The organism is Neorhizobium sp. T6_25 (assembly GCF_002968555.1).
GTDB lineage: Bacteria > Pseudomonadota > Alphaproteobacteria > Rhizobiales > Rhizobiaceae > Neorhizobium.
In genome coordinates, this window is the sequence record NZ_PVBL01000008.1 from 259,443 (window position 1) to 277,696 (window position 18,254).

Genomic DNA, 18,254 nt, shown 5'->3' on the forward strand with positions numbered 1-18,254 from the left:
CCCCGCTTGTTCCCAAAAGGGCCCGGCCACGATATAGCAAAGCTCAAACGGCTTCGACCACGTCGACGCACCATCACAAGTCTACCGGCAACGGAAGCGGCCATGGCGGACGAAAAGCCGCTGCGCCTCCTCGCCGAAAAGGGTAAAATGCAATCGCTTGAGACCTATGTCATCAATCTGGATGGCAGCAATGACCGCCTGCAGACCATCAGCGACCGTCTTTCAGCCTTCGGCATCGCCTTCGAGCGGATCTCCGCCGTCGATGGCCGCAAGTTCGATCTCGCGACGATCCCGGACTACGATGCCGAGCGCGCCCAGAGCTATATGGGCCGCACCCTCGTCGGCGGCGAAATCGGCTGCTACCGCAGCCACCTGAAAGTCGCCGAACATTTCCTGAAATCCGACGCCCGTTATGCACTGGTGCTGGAAGACGACGCGCTGCCGCTCTGCAACCCGGTCGAACTGCTCGAAGCGGCCCTGCCGGATCTCGAAAAGGTCGATCCCGTGTGGCGGCTGATCAACATAGGCAACAACAAGCTGAAGATCGCCACGCCGCTCGCCCGTTACGGCATCGGCGGACACGACTGCGAACTGGTGGCGGCCCATTACTTCCCGATGACGACGAGCGCCATCGTCTGGTCGCGCGAAGGCGCGCGGCTGTTCATCGAGGAACACCGCAAGATGTTTGCCCCGGTTGACAATTATTTCCGCCACTGGCTGACCCGCACCGGCCACGGCTACTCCTTCTGGCCCTCGCCCGTCACCACCACGGATGCCGCAAGCGAAATCCTGGCAAGCTCCGGCCGCGCCAGAAAGACCAACAAGCGGAAATGGTTCTACGCGCTCGCCAAGCAGCGGCGCCTGATGGAAGACAAGCTGATCGCCTTCATCCACAAGAAGCGGTTCCGCCCTGCCGGAAGCAAGTGACGAGGCGTTTCAGATCTCGACCAGCCCCAGATGCTTCACCTGGCGGATGGTCAGCATGGTGCGAACGGTATCAACATGCTGGTCGGCGGTCAGTACCTCGATGACGAAGTCCTGGAAGACGGTGAGGTTCTGGGCTGCGCAGCGCAGCAGGAAATCGCTGTCGCCGTTGACCATCCAGGCCTCCCGTACCATCGGCCATTGCTGGACCTTCGCCCCGAAGGCCTTCAAGTCCGCGTCCGACTGGCGCTTCAGCCCGACCATGCAGAAGGCGACGAGATCCACGCCCAGTTTCGGGGCGTTGAGAAGCGCGTGATAGCCTTCGATGATACCGGCTTCCTCGAGCTTGCGCACCCGGCGCAGGCAGGGCGGGGCGGAAATGCCGACGCGTTCTGCGAGCTCGACATTGGTCATGCGCCCGTCACGTTGCAATTCCCGCAGGATTTTTAGGTCGATGGCATCAAGATCGGCGCGAAGCACATAGGTCCCCTTCAATTCTGCAGTGCTTTTATCGCAAGAGGAATTTTACGCAAGAATATGTCTTGGGCCGCTTAGGCTTCGGTTTCCATGCCAACTGATCTGTTGTTAGTGCAAGGCTGCCCTTGCATTGCTGCATGGATCGATCTTACATGGCGCTTCTAAAGCGGCAGACCGGACATCGACCACCTATATGAGGGGCAACGAAACGTCGACCGGTCTTTGAAAGGAAATAACCCATGTCCTCCCGTCATACCGAGGTCCTGATCATCGGCTCCGGCCCGGCCGGTTATACGGCCGCCATCTATGCGGCGCGCGCCATGCTGAAACCGGTTTTGATCGCCGGCATGGAACAGGGCGGCCAGCTGATGATCACCACGGATGTCGAAAACTATCCGGGCTTCGGCGATCCGATCCAGGGTCCCTGGCTCATGGAGCAGATGCTGAAACAGGCTACCCATGTGGGCGCCGAGATCGTCAACGACCTCGTCACCGAGGTCGAGCTCCACCATCGCCCCTTCACCGTGCGCACCGATTCTGGCGCTGTCTGGACCGCCGAGACGATCATCATCTCGACCGGCGCCAAGGCAAAATGGCTCGGCATCGAAACCGAGCAGCAGTTCCAGGGCTTTGGCGTCTCCGCCTGCGCCACCTGCGACGGCTTCTTCTATCGCAACAAGGACGTGATCGTGGTCGGCGGCGGCAATTCCGCGGTCGAGGAAGCGCTCTACCTGTCGAATATCGCCAAGTCGGTCACCGTGGTGCATCGCCGCGATAGTTTCCGTTCCGAAAAGATCCTGCAGGAACGCCTTTTCCAGCGCCCCAATGTCAACGTGCTGTGGAATACCGAAATCGCCGAGATCACCGGCAAGCCGGCCAAGGCGCCGATGCCGCCGTCCGTCGAGGGCGTCAAGCTGCGCAACACCCAGACCGGCACGGTCACCGACTTCCCGATCCATGGCGTCTTCGTGGCGATCGGCCATGCGCCGGCGACAGAACTGTTCCAGGGTAAATTGAAGATGAAGCCGAATGGATATCTCTGGACGGCGCCGGATTCGACCGCCACCGACGTGCCCGGCGTGTTTGCCGCCGGCGACGTGACGGATGACACTTTCCGCCAGGCGATCACCGCCGCCGGCATGGGCTGTATGGCAGCGCTCGAGGCCGAACGTTACCTCTCCGGCATCCAGCCGGTTGCCATAGCCGCGGAGTGACGTTGAACGATGGGTGTGCCGCTCGACTGGGATAAACTGCGCATTTTCCACGCGGCGGCGGAGGCGGGATCCTTCACCCATGCGGCTGACAAGCTGCATCTTTCCCAGTCGGCGATCAGCCGTCAGGTCAGCGCGCTGGAGCAGGATGTCGGGGTAAAACTCTTCCATCGCCACGCGCGCGGCCTGATCCTCACCGAACAGGGCGAGCTTCTCTATCGCACCGCCCACGACGTACTGCTGAAGCTCGAAACGGTGAAGATGCAGCTCACCGAGACGACGGAAAAGCCGTCCGGCAAGCTGCGCGTGACGACGACCGTCGGCCTCGGCCAGGGCTGGCTCACCGACAAGGTGCAGGAATTCCTGCAGCTCTATCCGGAAATGTCGATCCAGTTGATCCTCGACAACGAGGAAGTGGACGTCAACATGCGCCATGCGGATTGCGCTATCCGGCTTCGTCAGCCGGTGCAGTCCGACCTCATCCAGCGCAAGCTCTTCACCGTGCACATGCACGTCTATGCGGCCCCCTCCTACATCAACCGTTACGGCGAGCCGCAATCCGTCGAGGATCTCGACCAACATCGCATCATCACCTTCGGGGAGCCGGCGCCGAACTACCTGCTCGACGTCAACTGGCTGGAATACGCGGGCCGGTCGTCGGACAATACCCGCACACCGCATCTGCAGATCAACAGCCAGACCTCGATCAAGCGCGCCTGCCTGCTGGGAATCGGCATCGCCTGCCTGCCGGATTATATTGTCGGCCGCGATCCGGGGCTGATTCAGCTGGCCATCAATGCCGATATCCCGTCCTTCGATACCTATTTCTGCTATCCGGATGAAATGAAGAACGCTGCCAAGCTGAAAGTCTTCCGCGATTTCGTGGTCGGCAAGGCCCGCAACTGGAGCTTCTGACCGGCGCCGGTCCGGACCGGATATGCCCCCGAAAACCCTAGAACGCTGGGGATTTCGCGACTTCTGCGGCGGCCTGATATGTAACCACTGAGCGCATTAAACGAAAGCGTTGCACCTCACGCATGGCTGTCCTGCACAAAAGAGTATTGTTCACTGCACAAAAAACCACCATATCGCTCACAGCTGATGCACATGGCGGCTTTTCCTCCCAGTTCCGCCGCAGCAGCTGTTCCCCTCTGGAGGTTTTTTTGACCTTCACACTTATAGGGCCCTGGAGCGATCCAGTGGCCCTCTTTTTTTGCCCCGGATCTGCCCGAACCGGCATTGGCTCATTCGGCTAGTTTTCACCCGTCATAATCCGCGTCAAAACTTCCGTTCAATATCCCATCCAGACCCTTGTCGAGCGAAACCCGGCTCCCCATATTCAGTTCAGCTGGCGCGCTTCGGCGACGTCCCTGTCGTCTGTGCCGGCTGTTCCCCTCTGGAGGTTTTGACCTTCACAATTATTGGGCCTCGGAGCGATCCGGCGGCCCATTTTTTTTACAATCCCCCGCTTCTCCGCAAACCGCTCCCTTTAAATCGTCTTCCGGCGATCTATATATCGGGAAACTCCGATGTTGGATCCTGATCATGGACAAGACGGAAATTCTGAAGGCGCTGGCGCATCCGATCCGGGTCGAATTCCTGGAATGGATGAAGGAGCCGGAACGTCACTTTTGCGATCAGGCGCATCCGCTCGAAATGGGCATCTGCGCCAGCCAGTTCGAAAAACGCTGCGGCCTCTCCCAATCCACGGTCTCGGCGCATCTTTCGACGCTCGAGAAGGCCCGCCTGGTGAAAATCGACCGGGTCGGCCAATGGGCATTCTACCACCGCGACGAAAAAACCATCGCGGCCTTCCTCGACGATCTCAGATCGACCCTCTGATCCCCCCGCCTCTCCTCCCAACAGCATAAGGAATTTTCCAATGGCCAGCATTTTTGATCCGACCACGTTCGGCGATATCGAACTCGCTAACCGCGTCGTCATGGCTCCCCTGACGCGCAACCGCTCGCCGAAAGCGATCCCCAACAACCTCAACGTCACCTATTACGAACAGCGCGCCACCGCCGGGCTGATCGTCACCGAGGGCACGCCGGTCAGCCACCAGGGCCAGGGTTATGCGGACGTGCCGGGCCTTTATCTGCCGCAGGCGATCGAGGGCTGGAAGAAGGTGACGGATGCCGTCCACCGCAAGGGCGGCAAGATCGTCACCCAGATCTGGCATGTCGGCCGCGTCTCGCACACCTCCCTGCAGCCGAACGGCGGCGCTCCCGTTGCACCCTCGGCCATTCCGGCGGGCGGCAAGACTTATATCACCAATCCGGATGGCAGCGGCGCGTTCGTCGATACGTCCGCTCCCCGCGCGCTGGAACATTCGGAAATCGCCGGCATCGTTGCTGATTTCGCCAAGGGAGCCCGCGCCGCGATCGACGCCGGTTTCGACGGCATCGAAATCCACGGCGCCAACGGCTACCTGATCGACCAGTTCCTGAAGTCGGGCGCCAACCAGCGCACGGACGAATACGGCGGCTCGATCGAGAACCGCGCACGGTTCCTGGTGGAAGTCGTCGATGCGGTGACCAAGGAAATCGGCGCCGGCCGCGTCGGCATCCGCCTGTCGCCGGTGACACCGGCCAATGGCGTCAGCGATCCCGATCCGCAGGCCGTCTTCAACCATGTGGTCGAGCAGCTCGGACCCCGCGGCCTCTCCTTCATCCACCTGATCGAAGGTGCCACCGGCGGCGACCGCGCCTTCTTCCAGGGCGACAAGCCCTTCGATTACCAGGAACTCAAGGATATCTACCGCAAGGCCGGCGGCAAGGGCGGCTGGCTCGTCAACAACGGTTATGACGGCCAAAGCGCCTCCAAGGCCGTTGAAAACGGTTATGCCGACGCGGTCGCCTTCGGCAAGCTCTTCCTCGCCAACCCGGATCTCGTCCAGCGCCTCAAGGACAATGCCCCGCTCAACGAGGCCGACAAGTCCACCTTCTACGGCGGCGGTGCCAAGGGCTATACCGACTACCCGGTGCTCGAAGCGGTCGCCTGATGCATTTCGGAAGGGGCCGCCCAACGCGGCCCTTTTCTTTTGAGAATACCACTCAGGTCAGAAGCGCCACCTGCTTTGCAGCCTTGGCTGGCTTCGGCTCGATACAGTGGAGATCGGCAAGCGCCGCCCGAATTGCTTCGTCGGTCGGCGTCGAAGGCTCCTCGCCCAGGAAGGCCCGCAGTTTGTCATTGCTCATCCGCACCGGCACGTTCCAGAGGTAGCGTATCTCACCCAGCTCCCGGAATATCGGCACGAAGGGCGATCCAAGCTTCAGCAGCCACCACGGAAACGCCTTAACCTTCGGTTTTTGCCCGACGACCCGGCCGATCGCCGCGATCATCTCGCTTCCGTCCCGGTCCCAGAAGCCGCGCATCTGGAAGCGGGCGAAACGCGGCAGTTCACCCTCGCGGTCGATCAGTCGCAACATGGTCTCGGCCACGTCCGGCAGATAGGCCCATTGGTGGCCGACGCCCGCGGCACTGGGTCGGCTGACCGACCGAACCGGCTTGCCGGGCTTCACCAGGCCTTGGGCGAACCAGCTGTTCGCCGCGCCGGGACCGAAATAATCGCCGGCCCGCACGATCAGTACCGGCACGCCCTCGCTCGACGCGGCCTCCAGCCGTCGTTCCAGCTCGACCCGGATCGCGCCCTTGCGTGTCACTGGGTTCTGCGGGCTTTCCTCGGTGATCTCGGGAAAGGCATCCGGCCCGTAATTATAGACCGTGCCCGGCAGGAGGATGCGGGCGCCGACGGCGCGGGCCGCCGCGATCGTGTTGTCGAGCATCGGCAGGACCAGCTTTTCCCAGTCCTTATAGCCCGGCGGATTGACCGCATGGACGATCAGCCTGGCATCCTGGGCGGCACGGCGGACATCGGCTGCATTCATCGCGTCGCCCTGGAGCCAGTGAAAGCGAGGTTCCCGCGTTGCCGCTTCCCCCGCCTTGCGGTTGAGGGCGCGGACGGTCCAGCCACGTGCGGCAAGGCCCCGCGCCACATGGCCGCCTATCCCGCCGGTGGCGCCGAGAACAAGGGCGATGGGCTTTAGACCGGGGTTGGAGTTCGATAGTCCAGACATGGCGATAATCCTTCCAGCTGCAGGCGTTTAGTTGGCTGGACTATCGCGCCATTCGTTCCTATACGGAATTGACAGAATATTTTTGGCGTCCATACAAAAATGAATGACATCAGCTGGGACTTCTACCGAACCTTCCTTGCCGTCCTGCGGCTCGGCTCGTTGTCGGCTGCGGCGCGCGATCTCGGCCTGACGCAGCCGACCGTCGGTCGTCATATCGACGCTCTCGAGCAGGCCTTGGGCTACCAGCTCTTCACCCGCTCGCAACAAGGCTTGCTGCCGACCGAGCCGGCGCTCGCGATGAAACCCTATGCGGAGAACCTCGCCATCACGACCGCCGCCATGCTGCGGCTGGCCTCGGGCGAGATCGGCGCGGTCAAGGGAACGGTGAGGATCAGCGCCAGCGAGGTGATCGGCGTCGAAATCCTGCCGCCGATCCTCGCCAGCCTCCAGGACCAGCACCCGGGGCTGGAACTGGAACTGTCACTGTCGGATTCGCTGGAGGATCTTTTAAGGCGCGAGTCGGATATTGCGGTGCGCATGACCAGTCCCGTCCAGGATGCGCTCGTCACCCGTCATATCGGCGACATCCCGCTCGGGCTTTTTGCCCATCGACGTTATCTGGACCGGCATGGAGTTCCGCAAAGCCCGGACGATCTCGCCGCCCATCGGCTGATCGGCTTCGACCGTCGCACCGCCTTCGTTCGCGCCGCTGCGGACCGTATACGGGCCACCTCCCCGGCCTTTCCCGATATCGAAAATATCCGCTGGAGCTACAAGGCGGACAACAATCTCGCCCAACTGGCCGCGATCCGCGGCGCTGTCGGCATCGGCATCTGCCAGATCGGCATTGCCCGTCGCGATCCGGATCTGGTCCGGGTGCTGCCCGATGTTTTCGAACTGCCGCTCGACACCTGGGTTGCGATGCATGAAAACCTGAAATCGTCCCCGCGCTGGCGCGTCACCTTCGACGCACTCGTCAAAGGTCTGCTGGACTATGTCCGCGGCTGACGTTTTCAGTGGGTGGTCGACCCCTCGTCGCCATCCATGACCTCGGCCTCGGGCCGGTCGCCACCCTCGCTGTATTCGGTGTGCCAGATGCCCTTTTCATCCTGCCAGCTGATCTCCTCCGGGTCCCCGCCCACCTGCTGCTCGGCCGCAACGATGCGAGCCGCCTGCAAGGCGTCGGAATGGCTGGGAAAAGTTTCCGAATAAACGTCGCCCTGGCGATAGGCCCAGCCGCCGTCATGCGGAACGACTTTATAGGTAACCTTGGTCATACTCCCTCCTGTCTTTTACGGCTGCCTCGATCCATTCGGATCCTTGTCCTTTCGCGGCACCGGGGTGAGAAATTGAGAAGGGTACCGCGAAGTTCCAAGCCACATCGCAAATCACGTCATAAATTATGGCATCAAAGGCCGCCGACCGCAAATCCTCGACGCGAAAGCGGAACCTTGCTTGATGCCGCAGGTTGCCGCCTTAGATTGTCATCGGTCAAGGTCAGGAGTGGAATGTGGGTTTGTTGTCCCTGCTGAAGCAGGAAAGATTTCTCATCGTCGCGCTGGCCGCAGGCTTCGTTGCCTATTCCGTCGAACATTCCCTGCTCGATGCCGGGAAAACGGCTTCGCTGATCGCCGCCGTCGTCCTGATCGGCATCATCATTCTCGCCTCGACCCGCGTCGCCCACCATGCCGAACTGCTCGCCCACAAGGTCGGCGATCCCTACGGGACGATGATCCTGACGCTGTCGGCAGTGGCGGTCGAGGTGCTGATCCTCGCCATCATGATGGGCAATACCAACTCGCCCACCCTGGTGCGCGACACGATCTATGCGGCGGTGATGCTGGACATCAACGGCATCCTTGGCCTCGCCGCCCTGCTCGGCGGCCTTCGCCATGGCGAGCAGCCCTATAACGACGATTCCAGCCGCACCTACAGCGTCATGATCCTGACGGCCATGGGCATTTCCATGATCGTCCCGGAGTTCATTCCCGGCGACCGTTGGCACTATTATTCCGCCTTCACGATCTGCGCGATGGTCGCGCTCTATGCGGTCTTCCTGAAGATGCAGGTCGGTCCGCACAGCTATTTCTTCAGCTACACCTATCCGCGCGCCAAGGTGGCAACCGGCGGCCAGACGCCGAAAGAGGAGGCCGAACACGAATCCTCGGCGATCTCGATCAGCCTCATCCTTGTCGGCGTCTTGATCATCGGCTTCCTCGCCGAATTCATGTCCACCTTCATGAATGCCGGGCTGGAGGGCAGCGGCGCTCCGCTGACACTGATGGCTGTCGTGGTTGCGGCGATCTCCGCAGCGCCCGAAATCCTGACCGCCCTGCGCGCGGCACTGCGCAACCGCATGCAGTCCGTCGTCAACATCGCCATGGGCGCCTCGCTCTCGACCGTCATCCTCACCGTGCCGGTGATGGAGAGCATCGCGCTCTACAGCGGCCAGCCCTTTGTCATGGCGATGACGCCGGTTCAGACCGTCATGGTCGCCGTCACCCTGATCGCCGCCGCGATCAACCTCAACGACGGGCAGACCAACGCCATCGAAGGCATGACCCATTTCGTTCTTTTCGCCACCTTCGTGATGCTGACGGCGCTGGGCCTCTAGGCAAAAGAGATTCCGCATCAAAGGCTTGCGCGCAGGAACGGAATCGGATCGGGAAGAGGTTGAATCAATGTCTGAAATATGGTCGTGTCCGCCGCGGCGAAGGCCGGTTTGCCAGCCGGTCGTCCAGCAATGGGCGCGATCACCGTGTTGCGCATGAAGGAGATTTCAAATGTCTACACCTCCCTACAGAGCCGACCATGTCGGTTCGCTGCTGCGTCCCGCTTCCGTCAAGGAAGCCCGCAAGAAGTTCTATGAAGACAAGAGCATTTCCGCAGACGAGTTGAAGGCCGTCGAAGACGAAGGCATCCGGGAACTCGTCAAGCTGCAGGAAAGCGTCGGCCTGAAGGTCGTGACCGACGGCGAAGCCCGTCGCCACTTCTGGCACTACGACTTCCTCGGCCTGCTCGACGGCATGGAATTCGTCACCCGCGAGGCCCATAAGGGCGTCACCTTCCACGGCGTCAAACTGCCGCCGACCTTCCCGACCATCAACGGCAAGCTCGACTTTCCGGGCGATCATCCGCATCTGGAGCACTTCAAGTTTCTCGCCGCCAACACCAAGGTAACACCGAAGATTTCCATCCCCGGCCCGAGCGTCGCCCATTACCGCACCGCCCGCGCCGACGTGACCTATCCGGAATACCAGGACCAGGAAGCGCTCTTCGCAGCTCTCGCCCGCACCTATGCCAAGGCCGTGCAGAAGTTCTACGAAGCCGGCTGCCGTTATCTGCAGATGGACGACATCTACTTTGCCTATCTCGGCGACGAGAAGCAGCGCGCCATGAAGCGCGAGGAAGGCTACGATCCGGACTGGCTGATCGAGAAATACGCATTGACCATGCATGAAGCGATCAAGGACCGCCCGAAGGACATGCTGATCGGCATGCATATGTGCCGTGGCAACTTCCGCTCCACCTGGGCTGCCGAAGGCGGTTACGATGCGGCGGCCGACGCGATCTTCAACAAGACCGGTGTCGACATGTTCTTCATGGAATACGACACCGAGCGTGCCGGCGGTCTGCAGCCGCTGAGCCTTCTCCAGAAGGGTTCGAAGCAGCGCGTCTATCCGGGCTTCATCACCACCAAGACCGGTGAACTGGAGACGCTCGATTCGCTGCGCCGACACTTCGACGAAGCCTCCAAGTTCGTCGATATCGACCAGCTCGGCATTGCCCCGCAATGCGGTTTCGCCTCGACCGAGGAAGGCAATTCGATCACCGAGGACGACCAGAGGCGGAAGCTGGAACTCGTCGTCAAGACCGCCGAAGCCATCTGGGGCACGGCCTGATCTGATATTCGTGCGCCGCGGGTCGAATAACCCGCGGCCGCCACTTGAGAAATCATTGTTCTAGCTTAGGTTCCTATTCGGATTTAACCCGAGGGAGATTGCAACAATGGGTATATTCGACAAGATAAAGAATGCGATTTGGGGCGCGGATGAAACAGCACCGGCCGCCGAACCTCTGAAACCGGCCGCTCCGGTTTCCGCCTCCGCCGCCCCGGCGACCAATCCGACGCCCATCCCTTCGGCAACGTCGTCGGCCCCTTCCTCGTCGGGTCCCGTCGACATCACCCCGATACTCGACGCCGCGGTCAAGAAGAGCGGCCAGAAGCTCGATTGGCGCAAGTCGATCGTCGACCTGATGAAGGCGCTCGATCTCGACTCGAGCCTCACCGCCCGCAAGGAACTGGCCGCCGAGCTGCACTATACCGGCGATACCAACGACTCCGCGACAATGAACGTCTGGCTCCACAAGGCGCTGATGAAGAAGCTCGCCGAAAACGGCGGCAAGGTTCCGGCCGACCTCGCCGACTGATCCCCAACCTCGTCCGAACGCGCGAAGCCCGCTCTCACCGGCGGGCTTTTGTTCGCGACCCGGCAATAAAATAATCTTGAACGAACTGTGTACGGCGCTTGCCGATGAACGCCCTAGATGAAGGCTATTGCCAGATACTCCTTCGCCGCGTGCCGGAGTGTCGTTGCAGGCCTTGGCGGTCGATGCCGCCCTATTGAAGGGAGTCCATGATGAAACGCCTCAGTCTTCTCGTGACCGGTTCGGCCCTCTCGCTTGCCCTGTTGGCCGGCCCCGTTCCTGCTCAGAACGCCGGCCAGCCCGCGGAGACCAAAGCGCCGAACGCCCGCGACCAGAAACCAGCCTTCGCCAACCAGACGCGTGCTCCGCAGCCTGCCCGGATGCCCAAGATCGCGCAGGAGGTGGTCGCAGACGGCCTGCCGCATCTCTGGGCCATGGAGTTTCTGCCCGACGGCCGGATGCTGGTGACGGCCAAGCAGGGTGCCATGCACATCATCTCCGAGGAAGGCGAAGCTGGACCGAAGATCGAAGGTGTTCCGACAGTGCTTTCCAGAGGTCAGGGCGGCTTGCTCGACGTCGCGCTCGCCCCGGATTTCGCCTCATCCGGAATGATCTTCTTTTCCTTCTCCGAACAACGCCAAGACGGAAACGGCACATCGGTCGCCTCCGCAAAACTCGTCCGGGACAACCGCGGCGGTGGCAAGCTCGAGAACGTCAAGGTGATCTTCCGCCAGATGCCGAGCTATGACGGCAACAATCATTTCGGCTCGCGCCTCGTCTTCGGCCCGAGCAACGAGCTCTACGTGACGGTCGGCGAACGCTCCGACCCGCAGCCGCGCGTCCAGGCCCAGGATATCGCGAGCGGCCTCGGCAAGATCTTTCGCATCGACGTGAACGGCAAGGCCCTGCCCGACAATCCGTTCGTCAATCGGCAGGGCGCCCGGCCGGAAATCTGGTCGCTCGGCCACCGCAACCTGCAGTCCGCCACTCTCGACGGCCAGGGCCGTCTCTGGACCGTCGAGCACGGACCGCGCGGCGGCGACGAACTGAACCGCCCGGAAGCCGGCAAGAATTACGGCTGGCCGGAAGTCACCTACGGCATCGAATACAGCGGCAAACCAGTCGGCAAGGGCATCACTGCCATGAAGGAGACGGAACAGCCGGTCTATTTCTGGGACCCGGTCATCGCCCCGTCCGGCATGGCCTATTACGACGGCGACGCCATCCCGGAATGGAAGAATTCCTTCCTGATCGGCGGCCTCGTCGCCCAGGGTATCGTGGTCGTCCACATGGACGGCGACAAGGTCGCCTATGAAGAGCGCGTGCCGCTCGGCGCCCGCATCCGCGATGTCAAGGTCGGCCCCGACGGCGCTGTCTATGCCGTCACCGAACAACGCGGCGGCGGGGAATCGACGATCGTGAAGCTGACCAAGGGCTGATGGTGATTTCGGGCAAGCGGCGCTCTAAGACGCCCGCTTGCCAAGAATTTCAGGGCCAGTGGATGGTGCACGAGCGCCCGATCGACCGTCACCAGCAATAGCCCTTCCGCCTGGCACTGAGCCAACAGAAGTCGGTCAAAGGGATCACGTGTCTCGGGCTCCGGTTCCGCAGCAGTGATGACATGCGCTATGTCTATAGGGAGTTTTTGAGATCGGAAGCCTGCAACATCACCGGCATCTGATCCAAAGGCATGCCCGGATCGAGCTTGCCCAGTCTCGACTTGATGGCGATTTCCCAGAGGCTCGCCACGTTGACAAACCCCAATATCGTCTCACCGGAAAAGAATTTATGAAATGCCGGAAACTGGCTGTCGAATTCCCGTCGCAGGAATGCCAGCACGATATGAGTATCGAGCAGAAGTTTCACGATTTAGGCAGAGGGGTGATCAGGAAATCTTCCGGCAAAGGATCGTCGAAATCCTCAGCGATATACGGCACCGGGTTGAAAATGCCCTTCGACCGCAGATAGGCCTGACCTGCTTCCCAGTCGATGCCGCCCTTCTTCTCAGCCGGTTCCGCCACCTCCGTATGCGGCACGATATCGAACACCGGCTTGCCGTCCCGCGTCACGGTCACGGTCTCGCCCTGCTCCACATCCTGGGCAAGTTCGTCAAGACGGTCCTGAGCTTCGCGGAGAGAAACGGTTTTCATAACCGAAATGTATGTCCGGCCGCTGTCATGGTCAACGGATGCCTGAAAACAGAAAAGCCCGCCGTCACCGGCGGGCTTCGTGCAGAAAATAGCCAAGGCTTACTTGCAGTTTGCGCAGAAGCGCTGGATCCGCTTGCAGGCTTCTTCGAGCTGTTCTTCCGAAGCCGCATAGGAAATGCGGAAGTTCGGGCCGAGACCGAAGGCCGAACCGTGGACGACGGCCACGCCTTCGGTTTCCAGAAGCTCGGTGACGAAATCCTCGTCGGTCTCCATGACCTTGCCCGACGGCGCGGTCTTGCCGATCAGGCCGGCGCAGGACGGGTAGACGTAGAAGGCACCCTCCGGAGACGGGCAGACGATGCCCTTCGCCTGGTTCAGCATTGACACGACCAGGTCGCGGCGGCCTTCGAAGATCTTCTTGTTCTGCGGAATGAAATCCTGCGGACCGTTGAGCGCCTCGACCGAAGCCCATTGGGCGATCGTGCAGGCACCTGACGTCTGCTGGCCCTGGATCATGTCCATCGCCTTGATCAGTTCGAGCGGGCCGGCCGCATAGCCGATACGCCAGCCGGTCATCGCATAGGCCTTGGAAACGCCGTTCATCGTCAGCGTCCGGTTGTAGAGCTTCGGCTCCACTTCCGCCGGCGAGACGAACTTGAAGTCGCCATAGGTCAGGTGCTCGTACATGTCGTCGGTCAGCACCCAGACATGCTCATGCTTGACGAGCACGTCGGTCAGCGCCTTCAACTCGTCATGGGTATAGGCGGCGCCCGACGGGTTGGACGGCGAGTTGAACAGGAACCACTTGGTCTTCGGCGTGATCGCCTTTTCGAGATCGGCGGCGGTCACCTTGAAGTTGTTTTCCTGGCTCGCCTTGATGATCACCGAGGTGCCGCCGCAGATGGCGACCATCTCCGGATAGGAAACCCAGTAGGGCGCGGTGATGATGACTTCATCGCCGGGATTCAAGGTCGCCATGAAGGCGTTGAAAAGAATCTGCTTTCCGCCGGTGCCGACGATCGTCTGGGCCGGCGTGTAGTCGAGATTGTTCTCGCGCTTGAACTTCTTGGCGATCGCCTCGCGAAGCTGCGGAATGCCGGAGACCGGCGGATATTTGGTCTCGCCGCGATTGATCGCGTCGATGGCGGCTTTCTTGATGTTTTCCGGCGTATCGAAGTCCGGCTCGCCTGCACCGAGCCCGATCACGTCGCGGCCCTTTGCTTTCAGGTCGCGGGCTTTCTGGGAAACGGCGATGGTGGCAGAGGGCTTTACGCGGGAAAGTGCGTCGGCAAGAAAGGCCATAATCTTCGTCCTGAAGAGCTGTTGAACACGGCGGCATCGCGCGCCGAAAACCGCCCGTACGCTCTATGTCTAAACTATGACGCCGTTTCAAGCACAAAGCTTGAATGTGAGCGATGAAAGAAGCTGATTAAAACCTTCGAAACCTTGTTTACAACCGCGTAACCCTTGGCTGCTACAACCAGGAGGGATGGGATAACGGAAATCGACGGGCACGGGCATGACGCCGAGAAGCATCTTCGCCAATCTGGTTCGCAGCGACAATGGGTCGTTCTCCACCGTCTACGGTCCTTTCCTGCTGCAATCCGCGCTGCAGCCGATCCTTCGCTCAGGCCCGGAAACCGGCCTTGAAATCGAAGCTTTCGAGGGCCTCCTGCGCGCCTCCCGCGATGGCGAACCGGTGTCGCCGGCCGAGTTCTTTCCGCTCGTGTCCCCGGTCGATATGGCCGATGTCGACAGCATCCTGCGCACCATTCACATCTTGAACACCGGCCGGCTGAACCGGTCCCGCGCCGGGATCTTCGTCAAGTTCCATCCCGGCCTCTTCCGCACGTCCCAGGAAATGCGCCAGGAAGTCGATCGCATCAAGGTCGCCAGCCACGAGGCCGGCCTGGCGCCCGATCGGATCGTCTGCGAAATCTCCGAAAGATCCGGCGCGTCCGACGACATTGTCGTCGCCTTCACCGAGCACATGCAGGCGGTCGGCTTCCGCATTGCGATCGACGACTACGGCGCCCGCGATTCCGATCTCGACCGTCTGAAGCGCATCAAGCCGGACTACGTGAAATTCGAAGCCGCCTGGGTGCGCGACTTCCTGGATAATTCCGCCGGGTACGCGCTGCTGCGCGTCATCGTCCGGCAGATGCTCGACGATGGCATCGAACCGATCTTCGAAGGGCTCGAGGAGCTTTGGCAGGTGGATCTTTGCGAAGAACTCGGCGTGCCGCTGATGCAGGGTTATGCCCTGGCGCGGCCCGAACTCGCCCCGACGACATTCAACGAAAGCTTCCCGGAAAGCCTGGCCGACTTCGCGCCGCTCCAGACGACCGGCAACGAAATCACGCTCGGCGTCAACCGGGCCGCCGCAACCATACCTCCTCCGACCCTGGCCAAACCGGTATTCGCAAGGCCTGCCCGCGCTTTTGGCCGCCGGCAATCCAGCGGCGAGTAGTACCAGAAACCGCAGATTTTGCGCTGGGAATGCGTGACCGCTATCGACCGCAATATCGGCCCGGAACCCGCTCCGACCCTCCGTTCAGAGACATGAGCGGCAAAAATTTTTCTTTTCGCGCCATTTGCCCCAAAACGGCACAGATGAAGGTTAGGAAAGCATTGCGGGCGATGGAATCGTCTTGCCGCACCATCAGGGAAGGCTCAAAGCCCGCATTTTCCGGGGGTTCCCGCGATTTGCAATTTGCCATTGTGGCGACAATTCAAAAAACTTTTTCTTGCCAATTTTCAATAAACACAGCACTCTGTGCAAGTTCGGGCAATTTACGAGCATGGGAAGACCTATAATGACGCGCTCCGAAGGCGCTAAGACTTCGGGCGGTAGGCCGGGGGCGGAGATTTCAAAGCAATTCCTGCCGGTCATCGCGGTAAAGACAGGGACCCTTTCTTAAAGCTGCCTGCCGCCGCCCTTCGGGGCTACACTGTGATGCTGTCCGCCGCTGAACACGGACAGAGAGAAAAGGACCTGCTGCATGGCCGAGACTGGCACTGTAAAATTCTTCAATACCGACAAGGGCTTCGGCTTTATCAAGCCTGACAATGGTGGCGCCGATATCTTTGTCCATATCTCTGCCGTACAGGCTTCCGGCCTGTCCGGACTGTCTGAAAACCAGAAAGTAAGCTTCGACACGGAACCGGATCGTCGCGGCAAAGGCCCCAAGGCCGTCAATCTGCAGATCTCCGGCTAAGCCTCCAGAGGCTTGCCATTTCGAGTTGAAGCCCGGCAGAGATGCCGGGTTTTTTTTAAACCGGGGTATGTTGCGGCTTCGGTCCGCCGAGGCCGCGCAGGAATGGATTTGTGCGCCGTTCGTCGCCGATCCGGCTGCCCGGCCCGTGGCCGCAGATGAACCCGACCTCGTCGCCGAGCGGCAGAACCTTGTCGCGGATCGAAGCGAGCAGCGTATCGTGATCTCCGCCCGGCAGATCCGTGCGCCCGATCGAGCCGTTGAACAGCACGTCGCCGAGATGCGCGAAACCCTGGGCACGGTTGTAGTAGATCACGTGTCCCGGCGCATGTCCGGGGCAATGGAAGATCTCGAAGACATGCTCGCCGAACGAAACCTTGTCTCCTTCGTTGAGCCAGCGGTCCGGCAAAACGTTGCGCACCTCCATCTTGACCCCGAATTTTTCCGCCTGCGTCTCCAGGCGCTGCAGCAGCGGCAGGTCCGCCTCGTGGGGACCGATCACCGGGATGCTCAGCGCCTCGCGCAATTCGTCGGCGCCGCCCGCGTGGTCGATGTGCCCGTGCGTCAGCCAGATTTCCTTGAGGGTGACGCCATTTTCCTTGATGACCTGAAGGATCGTCGGCACGTCGCCGCCCGGATCGACGACAACGCCCTGCTTGGTCTCCTCGTCGAAGAGGATGGTGCAGTTCTGCTGGAATGGCGTAACCGGAATGATACCGGCCTGTAACTTGCCCATGATGCCTCGGCCTGAACGATGATGCTTGCCGGGATATACCGATAAACGCAGGGCATTTCAGCCGAAAAGATCAGTTCGAGGCAAGGGTCGTGGAATGGGCGTTGGCGGAAACCGGCGGTGCGAGCGATACGGTGGCGATCAGGAAGGCGGCAATCGCGATCTTCAGCACGAAAACGGTCACCAGCACGCTTTTGAGCGGATTGGCCGCGGTGGTTGTTTCCATCCTGATCGGCGGCAGGTCGGCAAAGGTCTGGGCTGTCATCGTCTGGGTGGTCATGAGGTCTCTCCGATGCTTCTGGCGGGATCAATGGACTGGCGGCATAAAGGTTCCGTTCCTCATTCTAGCTGTGGCACCCCCGCCACAGATTGCAGAATCCACCGGCATTCGGCGGAACCACCGGGACATGCGGGTGTTACCCCGCCAGTCAACATGAGGAGAGAATCCATGACGACTTGGTTGAAATGCCCGGAATTGAAGTGGCTTGGCCTCGGTGCCGTCCTTTCGGCGCTCGCCCTGCCCGCCCAGGCGCAGATGACCACCACCACCGCCTCGGACATCATCGTCCGCTCCGGTCCCGGCCAGAACTATCCGGAAATCGGGATGGCCACCCGCGGCAGCCCGGCCATGATGGACGGCTGCCTCCAGGGCAGCAAATGGTGCCGCATCGACGTCAACGGCATGCGCGGCTGGGTCTATGCGGAATACCTCACCATCCGCCACAACGGCTCGGCGGTGGCAGTGGAGGAATACCGCACCCGGTACGAAGTACCGTCCGTCACCTATGAGACGACCGCAAGCGTCACCCCGCCGGCTGCCGTTCCGGGTCCGGGCGATATACTGCTTGGCCCGGTCGGTGCGGTCGAGGCCGTCGAACCGCCGGAAACCGTCATCAGCTACATCGAAGAGCACCCGGTCCGGCCGGTCTACGTCCGCAACGAAGTGGCGATCGGCGCGACGCTGCCGCCGGAGGTCGTCGTCCAGCAGGTGCCGGACTACAATTATGATTACGTCGTCGTCAACGACCGCCCGGTTC

At 61.1% G+C, this 18,254-nt stretch carries 21 protein-coding genes and 1 pseudogene; 13 read left to right on the forward strand and 9 right to left on the reverse strand.

Annotation, left to right across the window (positions count from 1 at the left end):
- Positions 1-102 precede the first annotated feature (102 nt).
- Positions 103-927, forward strand: a complete 825-nt coding sequence (locus tag C5L10_RS13890) for a glycosyltransferase family 25 protein (protein ID WP_172717024.1) — start codon at positions 103-105, stop codon at positions 925-927.
- A gap of 9 nt (positions 928-936) precedes the next feature.
- On the opposite strand, the gene C5L10_RS13895 is transcribed toward C5L10_RS13890, so the two are convergent.
- Positions 937-1,404: an Lrp/AsnC family transcriptional regulator gene (locus C5L10_RS13895; RefSeq protein WP_046633781.1), complete on the reverse strand. Its 468-nt coding sequence runs from the start codon at positions 1,402-1,404 to the stop codon at positions 937-939.
- Between the two features lie 236 nt (positions 1,405-1,640).
- Between C5L10_RS13895 and trxB the strand changes: the two genes are divergently transcribed.
- From trxB to C5L10_RS13915, 4 genes are all read left to right on the forward strand, one after another.
- The gene (gene trxB, locus C5L10_RS13900; protein WP_105430139.1) at positions 1,641-2,615 is read left to right on the forward strand and encodes a thioredoxin-disulfide reductase; all 975 of its coding nucleotides are present in this window, start codon (positions 1,641-1,643) and stop codon (positions 2,613-2,615) included.
- Positions 2,616-2,630: 15 nt separating this feature from the next.
- A complete protein-coding gene (locus C5L10_RS13905; protein ID WP_046633779.1) occupies positions 2,631-3,527 on the forward strand; it encodes a LysR family transcriptional regulator VtlR in 897 nt (298 codons plus the stop codon).
- Positions 3,528-4,157: 630 nt separating this feature from the next.
- Positions 4,158-4,454: a helix-turn-helix transcriptional regulator gene (locus C5L10_RS13910; protein WP_046633033.1), complete on the forward strand. Its 297-nt coding sequence runs from the start codon at positions 4,158-4,160 to the stop codon at positions 4,452-4,454.
- Between the two features lie 40 nt (positions 4,455-4,494).
- Positions 4,495-5,616 carry an alkene reductase gene (locus tag C5L10_RS13915; protein WP_105430140.1) on the forward strand — a complete coding sequence of 374 codons (1,122 nt, stop codon included), beginning with the start codon at positions 4,495-4,497 and terminating at the stop codon, positions 5,614-5,616.
- A gap of 52 nt (positions 5,617-5,668) precedes the next feature.
- Here the strand turns inward: C5L10_RS13915 and C5L10_RS13920 are convergent, their stop codons facing one another.
- On the reverse strand, positions 5,669-6,691 hold the full coding sequence (locus C5L10_RS13920) for an NAD-dependent epimerase/dehydratase family protein (protein ID WP_105430141.1): 1,023 nt from the start codon (positions 6,689-6,691) through the stop codon (positions 5,669-5,671).
- Between the two features lie 99 nt (positions 6,692-6,790).
- Between C5L10_RS13920 and C5L10_RS13925 the strand changes: the two genes are divergently transcribed.
- The gene (locus tag C5L10_RS13925; RefSeq protein ID WP_046668727.1) at positions 6,791-7,699 is read left to right on the forward strand and encodes a LysR family transcriptional regulator; all 909 of its coding nucleotides are present in this window, start codon (positions 6,791-6,793) and stop codon (positions 7,697-7,699) included.
- 5 nt (positions 7,700-7,704) lie between these two features.
- Here the strand turns inward: C5L10_RS13925 and C5L10_RS13930 are convergent, their stop codons facing one another.
- Positions 7,705-7,968, reverse strand: coding sequence for a DUF2188 domain-containing protein (locus C5L10_RS13930; RefSeq protein ID WP_046633029.1), 264 nt, complete (start codon positions 7,966-7,968; stop codon positions 7,705-7,707).
- 233 nt (positions 7,969-8,201) lie between these two features.
- Between C5L10_RS13930 and C5L10_RS13935 the strand changes: the two genes are divergently transcribed.
- Entirely contained in the window at positions 8,202-9,305 is a 1,104-nt protein-coding gene (locus C5L10_RS13935) for a calcium:proton antiporter (protein WP_105430142.1), read from the forward strand.
- Between the two features lie 17 nt (positions 9,306-9,322).
- On the opposite strand, the gene C5L10_RS33640 is transcribed toward C5L10_RS13935, so the two are convergent.
- Positions 9,323-9,460 carry a hypothetical protein gene (locus tag C5L10_RS33640; RefSeq protein ID WP_172717025.1) on the reverse strand — a complete coding sequence of 46 codons (138 nt, stop codon included), beginning with the start codon at positions 9,458-9,460 and terminating at the stop codon, positions 9,323-9,325.
- Between the two features lie 14 nt (positions 9,461-9,474).
- On the opposite strand from C5L10_RS33640, the gene C5L10_RS13940 reads away from it, so the two are divergent.
- From C5L10_RS13940 to C5L10_RS13950, 3 genes are all read left to right on the forward strand, one after another.
- Positions 9,475-10,593: a 5-methyltetrahydropteroyltriglutamate--homocysteine S-methyltransferase gene (locus C5L10_RS13940; protein WP_105430143.1), complete on the forward strand. Its 1,119-nt coding sequence runs from the start codon at positions 9,475-9,477 to the stop codon at positions 10,591-10,593.
- 106 nt (positions 10,594-10,699) lie between these two features.
- Positions 10,700-11,122, forward strand: a complete 423-nt coding sequence (locus C5L10_RS13945; protein WP_105430144.1) for a DUF3597 domain-containing protein — start codon at positions 10,700-10,702, stop codon at positions 11,120-11,122.
- 209 nt (positions 11,123-11,331) lie between these two features.
- On the forward strand, positions 11,332-12,558 hold the full coding sequence (locus tag C5L10_RS13950) for a PQQ-dependent sugar dehydrogenase (protein WP_105430172.1): 1,227 nt from the start codon (positions 11,332-11,334) through the stop codon (positions 12,556-12,558).
- Between the two features lie 47 nt (positions 12,559-12,605).
- Here C5L10_RS13950 and C5L10_RS13955 read toward each other — a convergent pair.
- The 3 genes and pseudogenes from C5L10_RS13955 to C5L10_RS13965 all read right to left on the reverse strand — a co-directional run.
- Positions 12,606-12,946: pseudogene (locus tag C5L10_RS13955) on the reverse strand (type II toxin-antitoxin system VapC family toxin); the annotation flags it as partial.
- 35 nt (positions 12,947-12,981) lie between these two features.
- A complete protein-coding gene (locus tag C5L10_RS13960; RefSeq protein WP_105430173.1) occupies positions 12,982-13,269 on the reverse strand; it encodes a type II toxin-antitoxin system Phd/YefM family antitoxin in 288 nt (95 codons plus the stop codon).
- 99 nt (positions 13,270-13,368) lie between these two features.
- Positions 13,369-14,571, reverse strand: a complete 1,203-nt coding sequence (locus C5L10_RS13965; protein WP_046631068.1) for a pyridoxal phosphate-dependent aminotransferase — start codon at positions 14,569-14,571, stop codon at positions 13,369-13,371.
- A gap of 217 nt (positions 14,572-14,788) precedes the next feature.
- On the opposite strand from C5L10_RS13965, the gene C5L10_RS13970 reads away from it, so the two are divergent.
- Entirely contained in the window at positions 14,789-15,739 is a 951-nt protein-coding gene (locus tag C5L10_RS13970; protein ID WP_105430145.1) for an EAL domain-containing protein, read from the forward strand.
- A gap of 532 nt (positions 15,740-16,271) precedes the next feature.
- The gene (locus C5L10_RS13975) at positions 16,272-16,487 is read left to right on the forward strand and encodes a cold-shock protein (protein WP_046633016.1); all 216 of its coding nucleotides are present in this window, start codon (positions 16,272-16,274) and stop codon (positions 16,485-16,487) included.
- Positions 16,488-16,542: 55 nt separating this feature from the next.
- Here the strand turns inward: C5L10_RS13975 and C5L10_RS13980 are convergent, their stop codons facing one another.
- Both C5L10_RS13980 and C5L10_RS13985 read right to left on the reverse strand, forming a co-directional pair.
- On the reverse strand, positions 16,543-17,220 hold the full coding sequence (locus C5L10_RS13980) for an MBL fold metallo-hydrolase (protein WP_105430146.1): 678 nt from the start codon (positions 17,218-17,220) through the stop codon (positions 16,543-16,545).
- A 70-nt stretch (positions 17,221-17,290) separates the two neighbouring features.
- The gene (locus C5L10_RS13985) at positions 17,291-17,497 is read right to left on the reverse strand and encodes a hypothetical protein (protein ID WP_105430147.1); all 207 of its coding nucleotides are present in this window, start codon (positions 17,495-17,497) and stop codon (positions 17,291-17,293) included.
- 168 nt (positions 17,498-17,665) lie between these two features.
- Here C5L10_RS13985 and C5L10_RS13990 point away from each other — a divergent pair.
- Positions 17,666-18,254, forward strand: a 589-nt coding sequence (locus C5L10_RS13990) for a DUF1236 domain-containing protein (RefSeq protein ID WP_105430148.1), incomplete at its 3' end; no start/stop codon positions are given.